Origin of the sequence: Kitasatospora sp. NBC_00070 (assembly GCF_045041205.1) — a bacterium.
Lineage (GTDB): Bacteria > Actinomycetota > Actinomycetes > Streptomycetales > Streptomycetaceae > Kitasatospora.
Genome location: NZ_CP108247.1, coordinates 4,127,715 through 4,146,100, shown reverse-complemented (window position 1 = coordinate 4,146,100; position 18,386 = coordinate 4,127,715). Strand labels below are relative to the sequence as shown.

Sequence of the window (18,386 nt, the reverse complement as noted above, 5' to 3'; positions counted from 1 at the left end):
CTTCTCCGACTTCGCGGCGGCACCGCCATGCAGCGCCGCGAAGCAGTCTTAGCCGAACCGGCCCGAGATGTAGTCCTCGGTGGCCTGGACGGACGGGTTGGAGAAGATCCGCTGGGTGTCGTCGAGCTCGACGAGCTTGCCCGGCTGGCCGACCCCGGCGAGGTTGAAGAAGGCGGTGCGGTCGGAGACCCGGGCCGCCTGCTGCATGTTGTGGGTGACGATCACGATGGTGAACTGCGACTTGAGCTCACCGATCAGGTCCTCGATGGCGAGGGTGGAGATCGGGTCCAGGGCCGAGCAGGGCTCGTCCATCAGCAGCACCTGCGGCTCGACCGCGATCGCGCGGGCGATGCAGAGCCGCTGCTGCTGACCGCCCGACAGGCCGGCACCGGGCTTGTTCAGCCGGTCCTTGACCTCGTTCCAGAGGTTGGCGCCCTGGAGCGACTTCTCCACCACGCCGTCCAGCACCGACTTCTTCTTCACGCCGGCCAGCTTGAGCCCGGCCGCCACGTTGTCGTAGATCGACATGGTGGGGAAGGGGTTCGGCCGCTGGAACACCATGCCGACGGTGCGGCGGACGGCGACCGGGTCGACCGCCGAGCCGTACAGGTTCTCGTCGTCGAGCAGCACCTTGCCCTCGACCCGGGCACCGGGGATCACCTCGTGCATCCGGTTCAGGGTGCGCAGGAAGGTGGACTTGCCACAGCCGGAGGGGCCGATGAAGGCCGTCACCGAGCGGGGCTCGACGGTCATCGAGATGTCCTCGATGGCCTTGGTGGTGCCGTAGTAGGCGGACAGTCCGCTGACGTCGATGCGCTTGGCCATGATCTTTCGTCTTCTCTCGTCTTCTGGGGCGTCAGTCGGTGTGTCAGTGACCGGACTTGGGCGAACGCCAGCGGGCGATGCCCCGGGCGACCAGGTTGAGCGCCATCACGAAGGCGATCAGCACCAGTGCGGCGCCCCAGGCGCGGGCGTACCCGAAGTCGTTGTTGGTCTGGTACTGCTGCCAGATGTAGAGCGGCAACGACTGCTGCGGACCCTCGAACGGGTTCGAGTTGATGATGTCGGCCCCGAAGACCAGCATCATCACGGGCGCGGTCTCACCGGTGATACGGGCGACCGCCAGCATCACACCGGTGGTGATGCCACCGATCGCGGTCGGCAGGACCACCCGCAGGATGGTCTTCCACTTCGGCACGCCCAGTGCGTAGGAGGCTTCGCGCAGCTCGTTCGGAACGAGCTTGAGCATCTCCTCGGTGGAACGGACCACCACCGGCATCATCAGGATCGCCAGCGCGAGGCTGCCCGCGAAGCCGGAGTACTCGAAGTCGAAGAGCAGGATCCAGAGCGAGAGAATGAACAGACCGGCGACGATCGACGGGATGCCCGTCATGACGTCGACGAAGAAGGTGACCGCCTTGGCGAGCCGGCCACGGCCGTACTCCACCAGGTAGACGGCGGTCAGCAGACCGATCGGGGCCGCCATCAGGGTGGCCAGACCGACCTGCTCCAGGGTGCCGATCAGCGCGTGGTAGACACCACCACCCGCCTCGGTGAACAGCACGCCCTTCATCGAGTGGTTCAGGAAGTAGGCGTCCACCACACCGGCGCCCTGCTGGACGGTGTAGAAGACCAGCGCGACCAGCGGGATGACGGCCATCACGAAGGCCAGCCAGACCACCGAGGTGGCGAGCCGGTCCTTGGCCTGCCGACGGCCCTCGATCCGGGCGGACAGCCCGTAGGTGATGCCGACGAAGAGCAGACCCGCGATCAGACCCCACTGGATCCGGCTCTGCAGGTCACCGACCAGGCCGATCAGGACGCCGAGCGCGATCGCGACGGCGGCGATCCCGGCCGGGGCCCAGTTCGGCAGCCGATCGGTCGTCAGACCCCGGTGCAGCTGCGGCGGCACGGTCACGGTGTCGGTAACGGCGCTCATCAGTTGGCCCCCGAGTATTCCTTGCGGCGCGCGATGATCATGCGAGCGGCGCCGTTCACCAGCAAGGTGATCACGAACAGGACGAGGCCGGAGGCCATCAGCGCGTTCCGGCCGTTCTCGCCGGACTCGCCGAAACGGAGCGCGATGTTCTGCGCGAAGGTCCCGCCGCCCGCGTCGAGCAGGTGCAGCGAGAGCTGCGGGCTGGCGGAGAGCACGGTGGCGACCGCGATGGTCTCACCGAGCGCCCGGCCGAGGCCGAGCATCGAGGCGGAGATCACGCCCGGGCGGCCGAACGGCAGCACCGCGGTGCGGATCATCTCCCAGCGGGTCGCCCCCAGGGCGAGCGCCGCCTCCTCGTGCATCCGCGGCGCCTGCTTGAAGACCTCGCGGGAGACCGCGGTGATGATCGGCAGGATCATGATCGCCAGCACGATGCCGACCGTGAACAGGGAACGCGGGGCGGCCCCGACCTTGGTCGAGTCGAGGATGTACGTCCAGCCGAGGTACTCGTCCAGCCAGCTGGTCAGACCGCGCAGGTGCGGCACCAGGAAGAGCGCGCCCCAGAGGCCGTAGACGATGCTGGGCACGGCCGCCAGCAGGTCCACCAGGTAGGCGAACGGCTGGGCGATCCGGCGCGGGGCGTAGTGCGAGATGAACAGCGCCACGCCGATGGCGACCGGAACCGCGATCACCATCGCGACGATCGCGCTCGCGACGGTCCCGAAGACCAGCACGGCAATGCCGAAGGTCGGCTTGGGAGCGTCCGGCATCCACTCGAAGGTGGTGAAGAAGTTGCCCTCGTTGTGCCCGAAGGCGAGCAGCGAACGGTACGTCAGGAACCCGGCGATGGCGGCCATGATGACCAGCAGCAGGATGCCCGAACCGCGGGAGAGGTTGAAGAAGATGGCGTCGCCGCGCCGACTGTCCCGGCGCTGGCGTGCCCCGCCGCGCGTGGCAGCAGGGGGTGATGAAGTCATGGTGTGTACTCCGGTCTGGTGGTGCTGCCCCGCGGAGGGCGGCACCATGGCGGCGGTGCCCCGGACTTGTGGTGCGGTGGTGGATCCGGCCGGGCAGCCCCGCCCCCCTCAACTGAGGGCCGCCCGGCCGGTGGTGCGGTGGATCTAGGCGAGCGCGGTGACCGCGGCCTTCACCTTGTCACCGAGCTCCTTGGGGAGCGGGACGTAGCCCTTCGGCGCGATGGCCTGCTGGCCGGCGTCGCTCACCGTGTAGGTGAGGAAGGACTTCAGGGTCTCCAGGGTCTCGGCGTTGTTGCCCTTGTCGCAGACGACCTCGTACGTGACCAGGACGAGCGGGTAGGAACCCTCCTCCTTGGTCGCGTAGTCCAGGGTCAGCGCCAGGTCGCTGCCGGTGCCGGCGATCTTCGCCTTGGCGAAGGTGGTGGCGGCGTTGGCGGCGGTGGCCTCGACCGGCTTGCTGGCGCCGGTCGCGATGGCGGCCGACTTCAGGTTGTTGGTCTGGGCGTAGGAGAGCTCGGCGTAGCTGATCGAGTTCGGGACCGCCTTCACCTGGGCCGAGACACCGGCGCTCAGGTTGGCCGACTGGCCGCCCTTGCCCGCCCAGGTCTTGGCCGGCGCGTAGGTCCAGGCACCGGCCGAGGCCTTCGACAGGTACTTGGTGAAGTTCTCCGTGGTGCCCGAGTCGTCCGAACGGTGCACGGTCTGGATGTCGGCGTCCGGCAGCTTGGCGGTCGGGTTCAGCTTGGCGATCGCCGGGTCGTTCCACTTGGTGATCTTCGAGTCGAAGACCGCGGCCAGGGTCGGGCCGTCGAGGACCAGGTTGTCCACGCCGTTCACGTTGTAGATGATCGAGATCAGACCGGCCACCAGCGGCAGGTTGATGCCCTGGCCGGTCTTGCAGACCGCCTTGGACGCGTCGACCTCGGCCGGCTTCAGGGCCGAGTCGGTGCCCGCGAAGGCGACCTTGCCCTGGTTGAACTGCTGGACACCCGCGCCCGAGCCGCCGCCCGAGTAGGTGATCGTCGAACCGGTGCAGGCGTTGCCGTAGGCAACCTTCCACACGTCGATGGCGCTGCCCTGCGCGGTGGAACCGGCGCCGAGGAGCTGGCCGGCCTTGCCACACGCGATCGCGGCGGCGGACGGGCCGGCCGAGCCGGACGCCTTGGGGTCGGCGTTGTCGTCCGAGCCGCAAGCCGCGAGCGACAGCGAGCCAACGAGCGCCATGGCACCGATCGCGAGGGCCTTGGAGCGGCCGTTCCGCTGGAGCTTCACAGGGGTTCCCTTTCTGTGGCACCACCCGTGCTCTGCCTGCTCCCGACGTGGGACGGCGGTACGGGTTCTGCTGTGGTCCGGGGCCCGTGCGGCCCTCCGGTGCTACCGAAGTTAGGCCGGGCAGGTGACGCGTCAGGCGGTCACAAGTGAACGGAGAGTGAACCTGTAGCGGATGGCGGGAAACACCGATCGGTAGTAACGGTTGCGTCACGGACAGGGCGCGACGAGATCACTCGTCCGCGAACCGCCCGGACGCCGCGTCGCCCAGCGCCGCCAACAGCGCGTCCACCAGCTCCCGGTCCCGGGCGTGGGTCAGCCGGGCCTTCGCCTTCCGCGGCGACAGCCACTTCAAACGGTCCACCTCGCGGTTCGGCGTGAACGAGCCACCGGTCGGCACCGCCGCCCAGTACCTGACCTCCTTGGCCCGCCCCTGCGCCAGGTAGTGCTGGGTGGGCAGCTCCACCCCCAGCACACAGCGCAGCCCGGTCTCCTCCCTGACCTCCCGCAGCGCGGCCGCCCGCCAGCCCTCCCCCGGGTCCAGCTTCCCCTTCGGCAGCGACCAGTCGTCGTACTTCGGCCGGTGGATCAGTGCGATCCGCGGCTTCTTCCGGCCCACGCCGCTCTTCTTCGGCGGCCCCGGCACCCAGAGCACCGCCCCGGCCGCCAGGATGGTCTGCCCGTGCCGGGCCGGCCGCCCGCGCGTCCCCCGGACCGGTGCGGTCAGCAGCTTGCCCATTCGTGCCATCCGTGATGCTGGAGAGTCGGCCACTGGTGGCCGAAGGCGTACCTCGCCGCCTCCACCTCCAGCCGCTGATCAGCATGCACCACCCCGAGCACGTACGCCGTCGCCGGGGTGATCCGCGGCGTCCGCGCCGCCGTCGAGACCGTCACCGCCGCGTCCGCCGCCTCCTGGTGACGGTCCAGCACCCGGTCTATCCCGTCCAGTTCCGACAGCCCCGCACCGCACACCTCCAGCGCGTACCTGGCCCGCTTCGCCAGGATCCGCACCCGGTGCCACGGCGCGTCGTCCGCCGCCACCACCGCGTCGGCGTCCACCGGCGCACCCTGGGCCGGCACCGCCCCGAGCCGGTGCAGCCCCTCGCCCCCGTACGGCGCCCGGGCCGGCGGCAGCGTCGCCACCCCCGCCTCCAGCACCCCCAGCGCGGTCGCCACCCGCGGCCGCAGGTCCGCCTCGCCGCCCGGCAGCATCGGCACCTCCCCCGCCAGCAGCGTCATCCGGTCCGCCAGCGCGTGCAGCCGGGCCGACCGCAGCTCCTGCAGCAGCGCGGTGTGCGCCCTGGTCCTGGCCAGCGTCAGCTGACGCTCCATCAGGGCCCGGGCCTTCGGCGCACCGGCGTGCCCGGCCAGCATCCCGGGCCGGCCCGGGTCCGTCTCGCTCAGCGAGTCCAGCGCCGCCAGCAGCCGCGCCGACCGCCGGACGTACCCCGGCTCCTGCGCCAGCAGCCCCGACAGCCAGCGCAGCTCCGTCCGGGTCTCCTGCGCCCAGACCGGCTCGAAGACCGTCGAGAAGGTGTGCAGCGCCCCGCCGATCCGGCGCACGCACCGCAGCAGCTCCCCCGTCCCCGAGGCCACCCCCTGCCCGCCGCCCCCGGCGCTCGGCAGCGAGCCGGTCCGGGACCCGGCCTCCCCCACCGCCAGCGGGAGCGCTCGAAGGAACGCCCCCGCCCGGGCGTTCAGGTACCCCGCCAGCACCTCCCCGGCCGGGGCCGGGTGGTCGGTGCGCTCCGTCGTCGTCGGCAGATCGGTCATGCTGATTCCTCGTCCCCCCGAGGGCTGTCCCCGCTGTGGTGGCGATGCCCCGGGGATGGTGACTGTCTGTCAGCTCCTGCTACGGCAGCTTGCGTCGGCGCTGCCTGGAGTCGATCAGCAGGTCCTGCACGTGCCGACGCGGCCGCCCTTCGGCGTCCTGCGCGTGCCTGGTCCAGCGGCCGTCCGGCCCCAGGTGCCAGGACTCGGTCTCGTCCGACATCCCGAGGTCGATCAGGCCCGACAGCTCCGCACGGGCCGCCGGGTCGGTCACCTTCACCAGCGCCTCGATCCGGCGGTCCAGGTTCCGGTGCATCATGTCGGCGCTGCCGAACCACACCTCGGGCTCACCGCCGTTGCCGAACACGAAGATCCGGGAGTGCTCCAGGAACCGGCCCAGGATGCTGCGCACCCGGATGTTGTCGCTCAGCCCGGCCACCCCGGGGCGGACCGCGCAGATCCCGCGCACCCAGACGTCGACCGGCACGCCGGCCTGCGAGGCGCGGTACAGCGCGTCGATCACGGACTCGTCCACGATCGAGTTGACCTTGATCTTCACGAAGGCCGGCCGCCCCGCCCGGTGGTGCGCGATCTCCTGCTGGATCCGCGCCACCAACCCGTCCCGCAGCCCGCGCGGCGCGGTCAGCAGCCGGCGGTAGGACTCCCGGCGCGAGTAGCCCGACAGCCGGTTGAACAGGTCCGACAGGTCCGCACCGACCTGCGGGTCCGCGGTGAGCAGCCCCAGGTCCTCGTACAGCCGCGCGGTCTTCGGGTGGTAGTTGCCCGTCCCGACGTGGGCGTACCGCCGCAGCGTGTCGCCCTCCTGACGGACCACCAGCGAGAGCTTGCAGTGCGTCTTCAGCCCGACCAGGCCGTAGACCACGTGGCAGCCCGCCTCCTCCAGCTTGCGGGCCCACTTGATGTTGGCCTGCTCGTCGAAGCGCGCCTTGATCTCGACCAGCACCAGCACCTGCTTGCCGGACTCGGCCGCGTCGATCAGCGCGTCCACGATCGGCGAGTCGCCCGAGGTGCGGTACAGCGTCTGCTTGATCGCCAGCACGTCCGGGTCGTTGGCCGCCTGCTCCAGGAAGGCCAGCACCGAGGTGGAGAAGCTGTCGTACGGGTGGTGCAGCAACACGTCCCGCTCGCGCATCGCGGCGAAGATGTCCGGCTGCGAGGCCGACTCCACCTCGATCAGCCCACGGGCCGTGCCCGCCACGAACTTCGGGTAGCGCAGCTCCGGCCGGTCCAGGTCGGCGATGCCGAACAGCCCGGTCAGGTCCAGCGGGCCCGGCAGCGGGAAGACCTCGGCGTCGGTGATGTTCAGCTCGCGCACCAGCAGGTCGAGGATGTAGGGGTCGATCGACTCCTCCACCTCCAGCCGCACCGGCGGGCCGAACCGACGCCGCATCAGCTCCTTCTCCAGCGCCTTGAGGATGTTCTCGGTGTCGTCCTCCTCCACCTCGAGATCCTCGTTCCGGGTCACCCGGAACGCGTGGTGGGCCAACACCTCCATCCCCGGGAAGAGCTCCTCCAGGTGCGCCCCCATCACGTCCTCCAGCGGGACGTAGCGCTGGTCACCCGCCGCCAGGAAGCGCGCCAGCGACTGCGGCACCTTCACCCGGGCGAAGTGCTTGTGCCCGGAGACCGGGTTGCGCACCACCACGGCCAGGTTCAGGCTCAGGCCCGATATGTACGGGAACGGGTGCGCCGGGTCGACCGCCAGCGGGGTCAGCACCGGGAAGATCTTCTGCCGGAACAGCGTGTGCAGGCGGGCCTGCTCCTTCTCCGCCAGCTCGGCCCAGCGGACCAGCTCGATACCCTCCGTCGCGAGGTCCGGCAGCACCTCCTGCTGGAAGGTCGCGGCATGACGGGCCATCAACTCGCGGGACCTGGTCCAGATCTGGTCCAGCACCTCGCGCGGCTGCAGCCCGGAGGCCGACCGCTGGGCCACCCCGGTGGCGATCCGGCGCTTCAGCCCGGCCACCCGGACCATGAAGAACTCGTCCAGGTTGCTGGCGAAGATGGCCAGGAACTTGGCCCGCTCCAGCAGCGGGATCTGCGGGTCCTCGGCGAGCTCGAGCACCCGCTCGTTGAACGCCAGCCAGCTGCGCTCACGGTCGAGGAACCGGCCCTGCGGCAGCTCCTCCAGCTCCTGGCCGTCGACCTCCAGATCGACCTCGGCCAGCGCCAGCGACGGCGGCAGGGCGGTGGCGGTGGCCGCAGCGGTGACCGCGGCTGGACTCTTCGGGCCCTTCGAGCTCTTCGGGACGGAGGCGGGACGGGGGACGCTCATGGGCTCCAGCTCCTCCAGCAGGACGTTCTCCGGGTTCCCGGCGGCAGGCGCCAGAACCCAACCGCCCGGGGCGGTCGGCGACCGGTCGGCCGAGGGGTCTCCGGCCGACCGGGGGCGTGGCACTGCTGACGTCGTCCTGTGATCTTTGCGGCGTTAACTTAATCCACGGTAAACACCGCATGGCCAGGAGGAAAGCTGAGTCGGTCACCCCGTGTCCGGGCCGGATCACCGGCCGGTACGGGCCCCGGCTGCTTCCGGCTACCGCTCGGCTCCCGCTCGGCCGCCGCTCGGTTCAGCGCGGGTCGGCGGTGTTCAGGCGGTACATCAGGTCCACCTCGTGCACCGTGAAGCCCAGCCGTTCGTAGACCCGCACCGCGGCCGGGTTGTCGGCGTCCACGTAGAGCAGTACGGCCGGGACCTTCCGGTCCTCCGCCAGGTGCCGCAGACCGGTCGCGGTCAGTGCCCGGCCCAGCCCGTTGCCCTGCTCCGCCGGGTCCACCGCCACCACGTACACCTCGCCCAGCCCGTCCGGGTGCACCTTGGTCCAGTGCGAGCCGACCAGCTGCTCCCCCCGCCAGGCCAGGAACAGGCCGGCCGGGTCGAACCACGGCTCGGCCAGCCGCTCGGCCAGGTCCTGCTCCGTCCAGCTGCCCTGCTCGGGGTGGTGCGAGAAGGCCAGCGCGTTCAGCCGCAGCCAGGCCGCGTCGTCCTGCCCAGGCCGGAAGGTCCGCACCGTCACGCCCTCGGGCAGCACCGGCTCGGCCAGCTGCTCGTCGGCCGGCCGGCGCATCTGCCGCAGCTCCCGGATCAGCTCCGCCCCGTACTCCGCCGCCAGCCGCGCCGCGCCCGGGTGACCGCCGTGCGCCCAGAAGTCCACGGTGCCCGCATCCGCCTCGGCCAGCGTCGCGTCCAGCAACTGCCGCCCGAGCCCGAGCCGCCGGAGGTCCGGATGCACGGTCAGCTCCACCGTGGTCCGCTCCTCCCCCGCCTCCAGCTGCGCGTACCCCGCGGGCACGCCCTCCTGACGCTGCACCAGATGGGTCACCCCGGGCCGCGCACTGTCCACCCGCAACCGCAGCCGCCCCGCCTCGGACACCGCCTCCCGCCCGTCCTCCACACTCGCCGCCGCGAGCACCGCCCTGGCCGCCGCAAGATCGTCCGGACCGAGGGTCTCGGTGCTGCGGATACCGTCCTGACTCGGGTTCGTCGTCTCCATGAGGCCGACCATACGCGGCGTCAGGAACCTAAACCGGACGGTCCGCCGGGTCCGCTCCGACGGAGTCGCCGGCCCGAGGTCCCGGATCGGGTTGGGCTGGTCGTTCCGGTCCGGAAATGCAGAAAGCCCCTACCCGATCCCGGGTAGGGGCTTTCTGACCAAAGATTGTTCGGCGGCGTCCTACTCTCCCACAGGGTCCCCCCTGCAGTACCATCGGCGCTATGAGGCTTAGCTTCCGGGTTCGGAATGTAACCGGGCGTTTCCCTCACGCTATGACCACCGAAACACTATGAAACTGCATGACCGCACCACACCCGTGACCAAACGGTGTGGGGTCGTTGTTTCAGAACAACACAGTGGACGCGAGCAACTGAGGACAAGCCCTCGGCCTATTAGTACCGGTCAGCTCCACCCCTTACAGGGCTTCCACATCCGGCCTATCAACCCAGTCGTCTACTGGGAGCCTTACCCTCTCAAGGAGGTGGGAATATTCATCTCGAAGCAGGCTTCCCGCTTAGATGCTTTCAGCGGTTATCCCTCCCGAACGTAGCCAACCAGCCATGCCCTTGGCAGAACAACTGGCACACCAGAGGTTCGTCCGTCCCGGTCCTCTCGTACTAGGGACAGCCCTTCTCAATATTCCTACGCGCACAGCGGATAGGGACCGAACTGTCTCACGACGTTCTAAACCCAGCTCGCGTACCGCTTTAATGGGCGAACAGCCCAACCCTTGGGACCTACTCCAGCCCCAGGATGCGACGAGCCGACATCGAGGTGCCAAACCATCCCGTCGATATGGACTCTTGGGGAAGATCAGCCTGTTATCCCCGGGGTACCTTTTATCCGTTGAGCGACGGCGCTTCCACAAGCCACCGCCGGATCACTAGTCCCGACTTTCGTCCCTGCTCGACCCGTCGGTCTCACAGTCAAGCTCCCTTGTGCACTTACACTCAACACCTGATTGCCAACCAGGCTGAGGGAACCTTTGGGCGCCTCCGTTACTCTTTAGGAGGCAACCGCCCCAGTTAAACTACCCACCAGACACTGTCCCTGATCCGGATCACGGACCCAGGTTAGACATCCAGCACGACCAGAGTGGTATTTCAACGACGACTCCACAACAACTGGCGTTGCCGCTTCAAAGTCTCCCACCTATCCTACACAAGCCGAACCGAACACCAATATCAAGCTATAGTAAAGGTCCCGGGGTCTTTCCGTCCTGCTGCGCGAAACGAGCATCTTTACTCGTAATGCAATTTCACCGGGCCTATGGTTGAGACAGTCGAGAAGTCGTTACGCCATTCGTGCAGGTCGGAACTTACCCGACAAGGAATTTCGCTACCTTAGGATGGTTATAGTTACCACCGCCGTTTACTGGCGCTTAAGTTCTCAGCTTCGCCTAGTCGAAACTAGACTAACCGGTCCCCTTAACGTTCCAGCACCGGGCAGGCGTCAGTCCGTATACATCGCCTTACGGCTTCGCACGGACCTGTGTTTTTAGTAAACAGTCGCTTCTCGCTGGTCTCTGCGGCCGGCCCCAGCTCAGGAAGTAAATTCCATCACCAGTTCCGGCCCCCTTCTCCCGAAGTTACGGGGGCATTTTGCCGAGTTCCTTAACCATAGTTCACCCGAACGCCTCGGTATTCTCTACCTGACCACCTGAGTCGGTTTGGGGTACGGGCCGCCATGAAACTCGCTAGAGGCTTTTCTCGACAGCATAGGATCATCCACTTCACCACAATCGGCTCGGCATCAGGTCTCAGCCTCAATGAGTGACGGATTTGCCTATCACTCGGCCTACACCCTTACCCCGGGACAACCACCGCCCGGGCTGGACTACCTTCCTGCGTCACCCCATCGCTCACCTACTACCCTGTTGGGTCAGCGGCTCCACCACGTCCCTTTGTCCGAAGACTCCAGGCCGGCTTCGCGGCTTTAGCATTCAGAGGTTCGACGTTGGCGCTTCAAAGCGGGTACGGGAATATCAACCCGTTGTCCATCGACTACGCCTGTCGGCCTCGCCTTAGGTCCCGACTTACCCTGGGCAGATCAGCTTGACCCAGGAACCCTTGGTCAATCGGCGCAAGAGTTTCCCACTCTTGTATCGCTACTCATGCCTGCATTCTCACTCGTGAACCGTCCACAACTGGATTCCTCCGCTGCTTCACCCGGCACACGACGCTCCCCTACCCATCACAGCGGGCGTTGGCCCTATAGCTGCAATGACACGACTTCGGTGGTGTACTTGAGCCCCGCTACATTGTCGGCGCGGAATCACTTGACCAGTGAGCTATTACGCACTCTTTCAAGGGTGGCTGCTTCTAAGCCAACCTCCTGGTTGTCTCTGCGACTCCACATCCTTTCCCACTTAGCACACGCTTAGGGACCTTAGTCGGTGTTCTGGGCTGTTTCCCTCTCGACCATGGAGCTTATCCCCCACAGTCTCACTGCCACGCTCTCACTTACCGGCATTCGGAGTTTGGCTAAGGTCAGTAACCCGGTGAGGCCCATCGCCTATCCAGTGCTCTACCTCCGGCAAGAAACACGTGACGCTGCACCTAAATGCATTTCGGGGAGAACCAGCTATCACGGAGTTTGATTGGCCTTTCACCCCTAACCACAGGTCATCCCCCAGGTTTTCAACCCTGGTGGGTTCGGTCCTCCACGAAGTCTTACCTCCGCTTCAACCTGCCCATGGCTAGATCACTCCGCTTCGGGTCTTGGGCATGCAACTCAACCGCCCTATTCGGACTCGCTTTCGCTACGGCTACCCCACACGGGTTAACCTCGCTACACACCGCAAACTCGCAGGCTCATTCTTCAAAAGGCACGCAGTCACGAGACAATGGGCAAGCCCACTGTCCGACGCTCCCACGGCTTGTAGGCACACGGTTTCAGGTACTATTTCACTCCGCTCCCGCGGTACTTTTCACCATTCCCTCACGGTACTATCCGCTATCGGTCACTAGGGAATATTTAGGCTTAGCGGGTGGTCCCGCCAGATTCACACGGAATTTCTCGGGCTCCGTGCTACTTGGGAGAAGCTCAAGTGAGCCGCACAGATTTCGTCTACGGGGGTCTTACCCTCTACGCCGGACCTTTCGCATGTCCTTCGACTATCCATACGGTTTCTGACTCACCGACCGGCCGGCAGACCGATCAAGAACTTTCCCACGACCCCGCTCTGGCAACCCCTGCCGGGTCTCACACCAAAACGGTTTAGCCTCATCCGGTTTCGCTCGCCACTACTCCCGGAATCACGGTTGTTTTCTCTTCCTGAGGGTACTGAGATGTTTCACTTCCCCTCGTTCCCTCCACACACCCTATGTGTTCAGGTGCGGGTGACAGCCCATGACGACTGCCGGGTTTCCCCATTCGGAAACCCCCGGATCAAAGCCTGGTTGACGGCTCCCCGGGGACTATCGTGGCCTCCCACGTCCTTCATCGGTTCCTAGTGCCAAGGCATCCACCGTGCGCCCTTAAAAACTTGGCCACAGATGCTCGCGTCCACTGTGCAGTTCTCAAACAACGACCAGACACCCACCTTGATGCTCAATACAGAGCACTTCCAGTAGGACCGGCACTGAAGCAACGACCATGACGGCCGTTCCCTCAGGACCCAACAACGTGCCCGACACACCCAAACCCAGACCCTTTTCCACGCCGAAGCAGTACTAAGAGACGCGCCTGTGTGTGCCGAATAGTCAACGTTCCACCCATGAGCAACCGTGTGAGACATTCGCTCACATCCGGCCATGTGCTCCTTAGAAAGGAGGTGATCCAGCCGCACCTTCCGGTACGGCTACCTTGTTACGACTTCGTCCCAATCGCTGGTCCCACCTTCGACGGCTCCTCCCCTTACGGGTTAGGCCACCGGCTTCGGGTGTTACCGACTTTCGTGACGTGACGGGCGGTGTGTACAAGGCCCGGGAACGTATTCACCGCAGCATGCTGATCTGCGATTACTAGCAACTCCAACTTCATGGGGTCGAGTTGCAGACCCCAATCCGAACTGAGGCCGGCTTTTTGGGATTCGCTCCGCCTCGCGGCATCGCAGCCCTTTGTACCGACCATTGTAGCACGTGTGCAGCCCAAGACATAAGGGGCATGATGATTTGACGTCGTCCCCACCTTCCTCCGAGTTGACCCCGGCAGTCTCCTGTGAGTCCCCATCACCCCGAAAGGCATGCTGGCAACACAGAACAAGGGTTGCGCTCGTTGCGGGACTTAACCCAACATCTCACGACACGAGCTGACGACAACCATGCACCACCTGTATACCGACCACAAGGGGGCGACTATCTCTAGCCGTTTCCGGTATATGTCAAGCCTTGGTAAGGTTCTTCGCGTTGCGTCGAATTAAGCCACATGCTCCGCTGCTTGTGCGGGCCCCCGTCAATTCCTTTGAGTTTTAGCCTTGCGGCCGTACTCCCCAGGCGGGGAACTTAATGCGTTAGCTGCGGCACCGACGACGTGGAATGTCGCCAACACCTAGTTCCCAACGTTTACGGCGTGGACTACCAGGGTATCTAATCCTGTTCGCTCCCCACGCTTTCGCTCCTCAGCGTCAGTAATGGCCCAGAGATCCGCCTTCGCCACCGGTGTTCCTCCTGATATCTGCGCATTTCACCGCTACACCAGGAATTCCGATCTCCCCTACCACACTCAAGCCTGCCCGTATCGAATGCAGACCCGGGGTTAAGCCCCGGGCTTTCACAACCGACGCGACAAGCCGCCTACGAGCTCTTTACGCCCAATAATTCCGGACAACGCTCGCACCCTACGTATTACCGCGGCTGCTGGCACGTAGTTAGCCGGTGCTTCTTCTGCAGGTACCGTCACTTGCGCTTCTTCCCTGCTGAAAGAGGTTTACAACCCGAAGGCCGTCATCCCTCACGCGGCGTCGCTGCATCAGGCTTTCGCCCATTGTGCAATATTCCCCACTGCTGCCTCCCGTAGGAGTCTGGGCCGTGTCTCAGTCCCAGTGTGGCCGGTCGCCCTCTCAGGCCGGCTACCCGTCGTCGCCTTGGTAGGCCATTACCCCACCAACAAGCTGATAGGCCGCGGGATCATCCTGCACCGCCGGAGCTTTCCACCAACCCCCATGCAGAGGAAGGTCATATCCGGTATTAGACCTCGTTTCCAAGGCTTGTCCCAGAGTGCAGGGCAGATTTCCCACGTGTTACTCACCCGTTCGCCACTAATCCACTCCGAAGAGCTTCATCGTTCGACTTGCATGTGTTAAGCACGCCGCCAGCGTTCGTCCTGAGCCAGGATCAAACTCTCCGTGAATGTCTGCAGGTAATCCTGCAACCACTCGCGTTGAGCGGCACGGCAACCACCGGAATAGGCGGCCCCGCGCACTGCGTCCTCGCTAGTGTTTTACTTCATAAAGGAATCTCCAACCCCAGAATAATCTGAGGCCGGGGATGTCAACATATCTGGCGTTGACTTTTGGCACGCTGTTGAGTTCTCAAGGAACGGACACTTCCTTCGAGCCGCTTATCAGGCGGACCCTCCGGGCGCTTCGTTCTTTCGTGTTCCGAGCTTATCATGTCCGCCGTTCGGCGTTTCCGACCCGCTCTTTCCTTCGGCCTTTCGGCGCTTCCGACTCTATCAGGTTTCCCTGACCGGCCGTTCCGCGCTTCCGGATCCTCAAGAAGCTTGTGCCGTAACCGACCTGACGGCCTGTCCGACGTTTCAAACCTTAGCCGATCCCCGCTCCACAAAGCGAATCCAGCCGCAATCCCTTAAATGTGCACACGCCAATTCGCACTGGGTCGCAAAAAAGCACGATCCAGCTCAAGAAGTGGAGAAGTGGTGTTTCAGGAGATCGGCTACCCCGGGAACGTCCGTGCAGAGCGCGCGTCCGTTTCTCCCTGTCAGGCAGCTCGAAGAACACTAGACCTCCGAGGGGCCCACGTCAACACCGGCCGGAGCGTCCGCCAGCTGGAAGGTCAGCACCGCGACGTCGTCGTCGTGGTCGGAGCTGACGCCCATGGCCCGCAGCAGCCGGGAGCAGACCACGTCGGGGGTTCCCACCGCGCCGGCCAGGGTGTGCGCGAGCTGGTCGATGCCCTGGTCGATGTCCTCGTCCCGGCGTTCGACCAAGCCGTCCGTATAGAGGACGCCGGTGGTGCCGGGGAGCAGGCGCAGGGTGTGCGAGAGGTGGGTGCCGTCGCCGGTGCCGAGCGGGGGACCGTTCTGCTCCTCACCGCGCAGGACCGTGCCGTCGGGGCAGCGGAGCAGGAGCGGGAGGTGGCCGGCCGAGGCGTAGACCAGGGTGCTGGGGGCCGGGTCCCAGACGGCGTAGGTGCAGGTGGCGATCTGGTTGGCGTCGATCTCCATGGCGAGGCCGTCGAGCAGGGTCATCACCTCGTGCGGCGGGAGGTCGAGGCGGGCGTACGCCCGGACCGCCGTACGGAGCTGGCCCATCACGGCGGCGGCGCGCAGGCCGCGGCCCATCACGTCCCCGATCACCAGGGCGGTCCGGCCGCCGCCGAGGCCGATGACGTCGTACCAGTCGCCGCCGACCGCCGCCTCGGCCCCGCCGGGCTGGTAGGTGGCGGCGACGGTCAGGCCGTCGGGCTGTTCGAGCTTCTGCGGGAGCAGGCTGCGCTGGAGGGTGACGGCGGCGGCGCGCTGGCGGCCCTCGGACTCGCGGAGCCGGGTGGCCGCCTGCACCTGGTCGGTGACCTCGGCGGCGAAGATCAGGACGCCGATCGGTGGGCCCGCCTCCGTGCCGGCGTCCTGGTCGGCCTCGCTGCCGAGCGGGACGCAGGAGACGTTGTAGTAGCGGTTGCCGCCCAGGCCGAGGATGCAGCGGGACTTCACGCTCCGGGGGCGACCGCTGCGCAGTGCCTGGTCCATCAGCGGGAGCACGCCCATCGCGGCCAGCTCGGGGAGCGCCTCACTGGCGGGCAGTCCGTTGGTGCGTTCGCCGAAGAGCTCGCGGTAGGCGCGGTTGGCGTAGCCGAGCTGGTGCTGCGGTCCGTAGGTGACGGCGACCGGCGCGGGCAGCCGGCCGAGGACGTTGCGCAGGTCGTACAGCTCGTGGATCTCGCGCAGGTCGAGCAGTGGTCCGGGACGGCCCGACTCGCGGGGGCCGGGCACGGTGAACGGGTCGCCGGTCGCGGTGGGCGGGGCGGCGCGCCACGGGGCTCCGGCGAGCCGCGCGCTCCAGCGCATGAGGTTCAAACGACGGCCGTTTCTTTGGACAGCGAGCTGGGAGACCTGGGAAGATCATCTGACGGATAATCACATCGTGTGCCTGGCAGGACACTCGGTGTGATGAGCCGGACGGGCTGATCCTGTCAGGCCGGGGCTCGATTCCGAAAGTCGTACGACGATTGCCGTGCGTCCCGGCCGCCCTCCCCGCGCCGTCCTCACTGGCGGAACCCGGCCTCGAACTCCGACCGCGGGTGCTCGACCGTCCCGAGCGAGACCACCTCCCGGCTGAACAGGCCGCCCAGCAGCCAGCCCGTCAGCACCCTGATCCGCCGGTCGGTGCTGGGCAGCCGGCGCAGGTGCCGGGCCCGGTGCAGCCACCAGGCGCGGCGGCCGGTGAGCTGGCCGCGCCGGGTGTGCGCGACGCCCCGGCCGAGACCGAGCGAGGTCGAGCAGCTCAGCCGGTCCGGCAGGTACGGGGCGGGTGGCCGGCCGTCGAGCACGGCGGCCAGGTTCTCGGCCAGCAGGGTGGCCTGGGCCAGGGCGTGCTGGGCGTTCGGCGCGCAGTAGGCGTCGGACCCCGCCGCCGCGTCGGGGACGGCCGCGCAGTCCCCGGCGGACCAGACGTCCGGCAGTGCGGTGCCGTCCGGACCGACCGCCTGGAGCGTGGGCAGGCAGCGGACCCGGCCGGACCGGTCGAGCGGCAGGTCGGTGTCGCGGAGCAGCGGTGCGGGCCGGACGCCGGCCGTCCAGACCAGGGTGCGGGCGGCGAACCGGCTGCCGTCCGAGAGGCTCATCACCCGGTCGGTGGCGGACTCCAGGGTGGTGGAGAGCCGGACGTCGATGCTGCGGTCGCGGAGCTCGGCCAGGGTGTGCGCCGCGAGTTCGGGCGACTCCTCGGGCAGGATCCGGGCGGTGGCCTCGACCAGTACCCACCGCAGGTCGTCGGCCGCCACGTTGTGGTAGCCCTTGGTGGCGTACCTGGCCATGTCCTCGAGTTCGGCGAGCGCGCCGACGCCCGCGTAGCCGGCACCGACGAAGACGAAGGTCAGCGCGGCCTGCCGGAGGGCGGGGTCGCGGGTGGTGGAGGCCAGGTCGAGCTGCTCCAGCACGTGGTTGCGCAGGCTGACCGCCTCACCGACGGTGGCGAAGCCGAAGCCGTGCTCGGCCAGGCCGGGCACGGGGGTGGTCCGGGAGACCGAGCCGGGCGCCACCACCAGGATGTCGTACGGGAGTTCGGCCGGTTCGGCGCGCTCCCCCCGGCGTGCGCCGTCCACCCGGACCCGGCGGGCGGCGTGTTCGATCCCGGTGACCCGGGCGGTCAGCACCCGGCAGTGCGGCAGCACCCGGCGGAGCGGGACGACCACGTGCCGGGGGTCGATCGAGCCCGCCGCCACCTCCGCCAGCAGGGGCTGGTAGGTCAGGTAGGGCTGCGGTTCGACCAGGGTGATCTCCACCCGGCCGTCCCGGAGTTGGGCCTTGAGCAGCTGCTGGAGGCGGAGTGCGGCGGCGGTCCCGGCGCATCCTCCGCCGACGATCAGGATCCTGATGGGGGCGCCTCCTTCCGGTGTGAGCTGGTTCACGCCTCCATGACGCCCTGTCGGGTGGCTTCTTGTCCACAGGCCGTACCGGATCGGGTGGTTCGATCCGGCCGGACCGCGATCGGGGCGGCGGCCGAATCCGCCGTCGGAGTGCCGGTTTTGCCGTGAGGGTGGGGTTTCGGTCCACTTCTGCCGCGAACTTCCTTGAACT

9 protein-coding genes, 3 rRNA genes and 1 pseudogene are annotated in these 18,386 nt (G+C 67.0%); all 13 read right to left on the bottom strand.

The genetic code is table 11. The features are described from left to right. Window positions 1-48 precede the first annotated feature (48 nt). Window positions 49-825, bottom strand: a complete 777-nt coding sequence (gene pstB / locus OHV05_RS19205; protein WP_403036916.1) for a phosphate ABC transporter ATP-binding protein PstB — start codon at window positions 823-825, stop codon at window positions 49-51. Window positions 826-868: 43 nt separating this feature from the next. Beyond that, a complete protein-coding gene (pstA, locus tag OHV05_RS19200) occupies window positions 869-1,939 on the bottom strand; it encodes a phosphate ABC transporter permease PstA (RefSeq protein ID WP_405018778.1) in 1,071 nt (356 codons plus the stop codon). Continuing rightward, window positions 1,939-2,916, bottom strand: coding sequence for a phosphate ABC transporter permease subunit PstC (gene pstC, locus OHV05_RS19195; protein WP_405018777.1), 978 nt, complete (start codon window positions 2,914-2,916; stop codon window positions 1,939-1,941). Before pstC ends, pstA begins: the two co-directional genes overlap by 1 nt. Window positions 2,917-3,060: 144 nt before the next feature. Continuing rightward, on the bottom strand, window positions 3,061-4,188 hold the full coding sequence (gene pstS, locus OHV05_RS19190) for a phosphate ABC transporter substrate-binding protein PstS (RefSeq protein ID WP_405018776.1): 1,128 nt from the start codon (window positions 4,186-4,188) through the stop codon (window positions 3,061-3,063). A gap of 229 nt (window positions 4,189-4,417) precedes the next feature. Beyond that, window positions 4,418-4,924 (bottom strand): NUDIX hydrolase, encoded by a 507-nt coding sequence (locus tag OHV05_RS19185; protein WP_405018775.1) that lies wholly within the window; start codon window positions 4,922-4,924, stop codon window positions 4,418-4,420. Continuing rightward, window positions 4,909-5,958 (bottom strand): CHAD domain-containing protein, encoded by a 1,050-nt coding sequence (locus OHV05_RS19180; protein ID WP_405018774.1) that lies wholly within the window; start codon window positions 5,956-5,958, stop codon window positions 4,909-4,911. Before OHV05_RS19180 ends, OHV05_RS19185 begins: the two co-directional genes overlap by 16 nt. Window positions 5,959-6,037: 79 nt before the next feature. After that, window positions 6,038-8,251: an RNA degradosome polyphosphate kinase gene (locus OHV05_RS19175; RefSeq protein ID WP_405018773.1), complete on the bottom strand. Its 2,214-nt coding sequence runs from the start codon at window positions 8,249-8,251 to the stop codon at window positions 6,038-6,040. 292 nt (window positions 8,252-8,543) lie between these two features. Further along, window positions 8,544-9,467, bottom strand: a complete 924-nt coding sequence (mshD, locus tag OHV05_RS19170) for a mycothiol synthase (RefSeq protein WP_405018772.1) — start codon at window positions 9,465-9,467, stop codon at window positions 8,544-8,546. A 167-nt stretch (window positions 9,468-9,634) separates the two neighbouring features. Next, window positions 9,635-9,751, bottom strand: a 5S ribosomal RNA gene (gene rrf, locus OHV05_RS19165). A gap of 88 nt (window positions 9,752-9,839) precedes the next feature. Beyond that, window positions 9,840-12,960: ribosomal RNA gene (locus OHV05_RS19160) — 23S ribosomal RNA — on the bottom strand. Window positions 12,961-13,235: 275 nt separating this feature from the next. Then, a 16S ribosomal RNA gene (locus OHV05_RS19155) occupies window positions 13,236-14,759 on the bottom strand. The 16S, 23S and 5S rRNA genes sit together here, the layout of an rRNA operon. Before the next feature lie 657 nt (window positions 14,760-15,416). Further along, window positions 15,417-16,664 (bottom strand): annotated as a pseudogene (locus tag OHV05_RS19150) (PP2C family protein-serine/threonine phosphatase); the annotation flags it as partial. A 188-nt stretch (window positions 16,665-16,852) separates the two neighbouring features. Beyond that, window positions 16,853-18,217, bottom strand: coding sequence for an NAD(P)/FAD-dependent oxidoreductase (locus tag OHV05_RS19145; RefSeq protein WP_405018771.1), 1,365 nt, complete (start codon window positions 18,215-18,217; stop codon window positions 16,853-16,855). Window positions 18,218-18,386 lie beyond the last annotated feature (169 nt).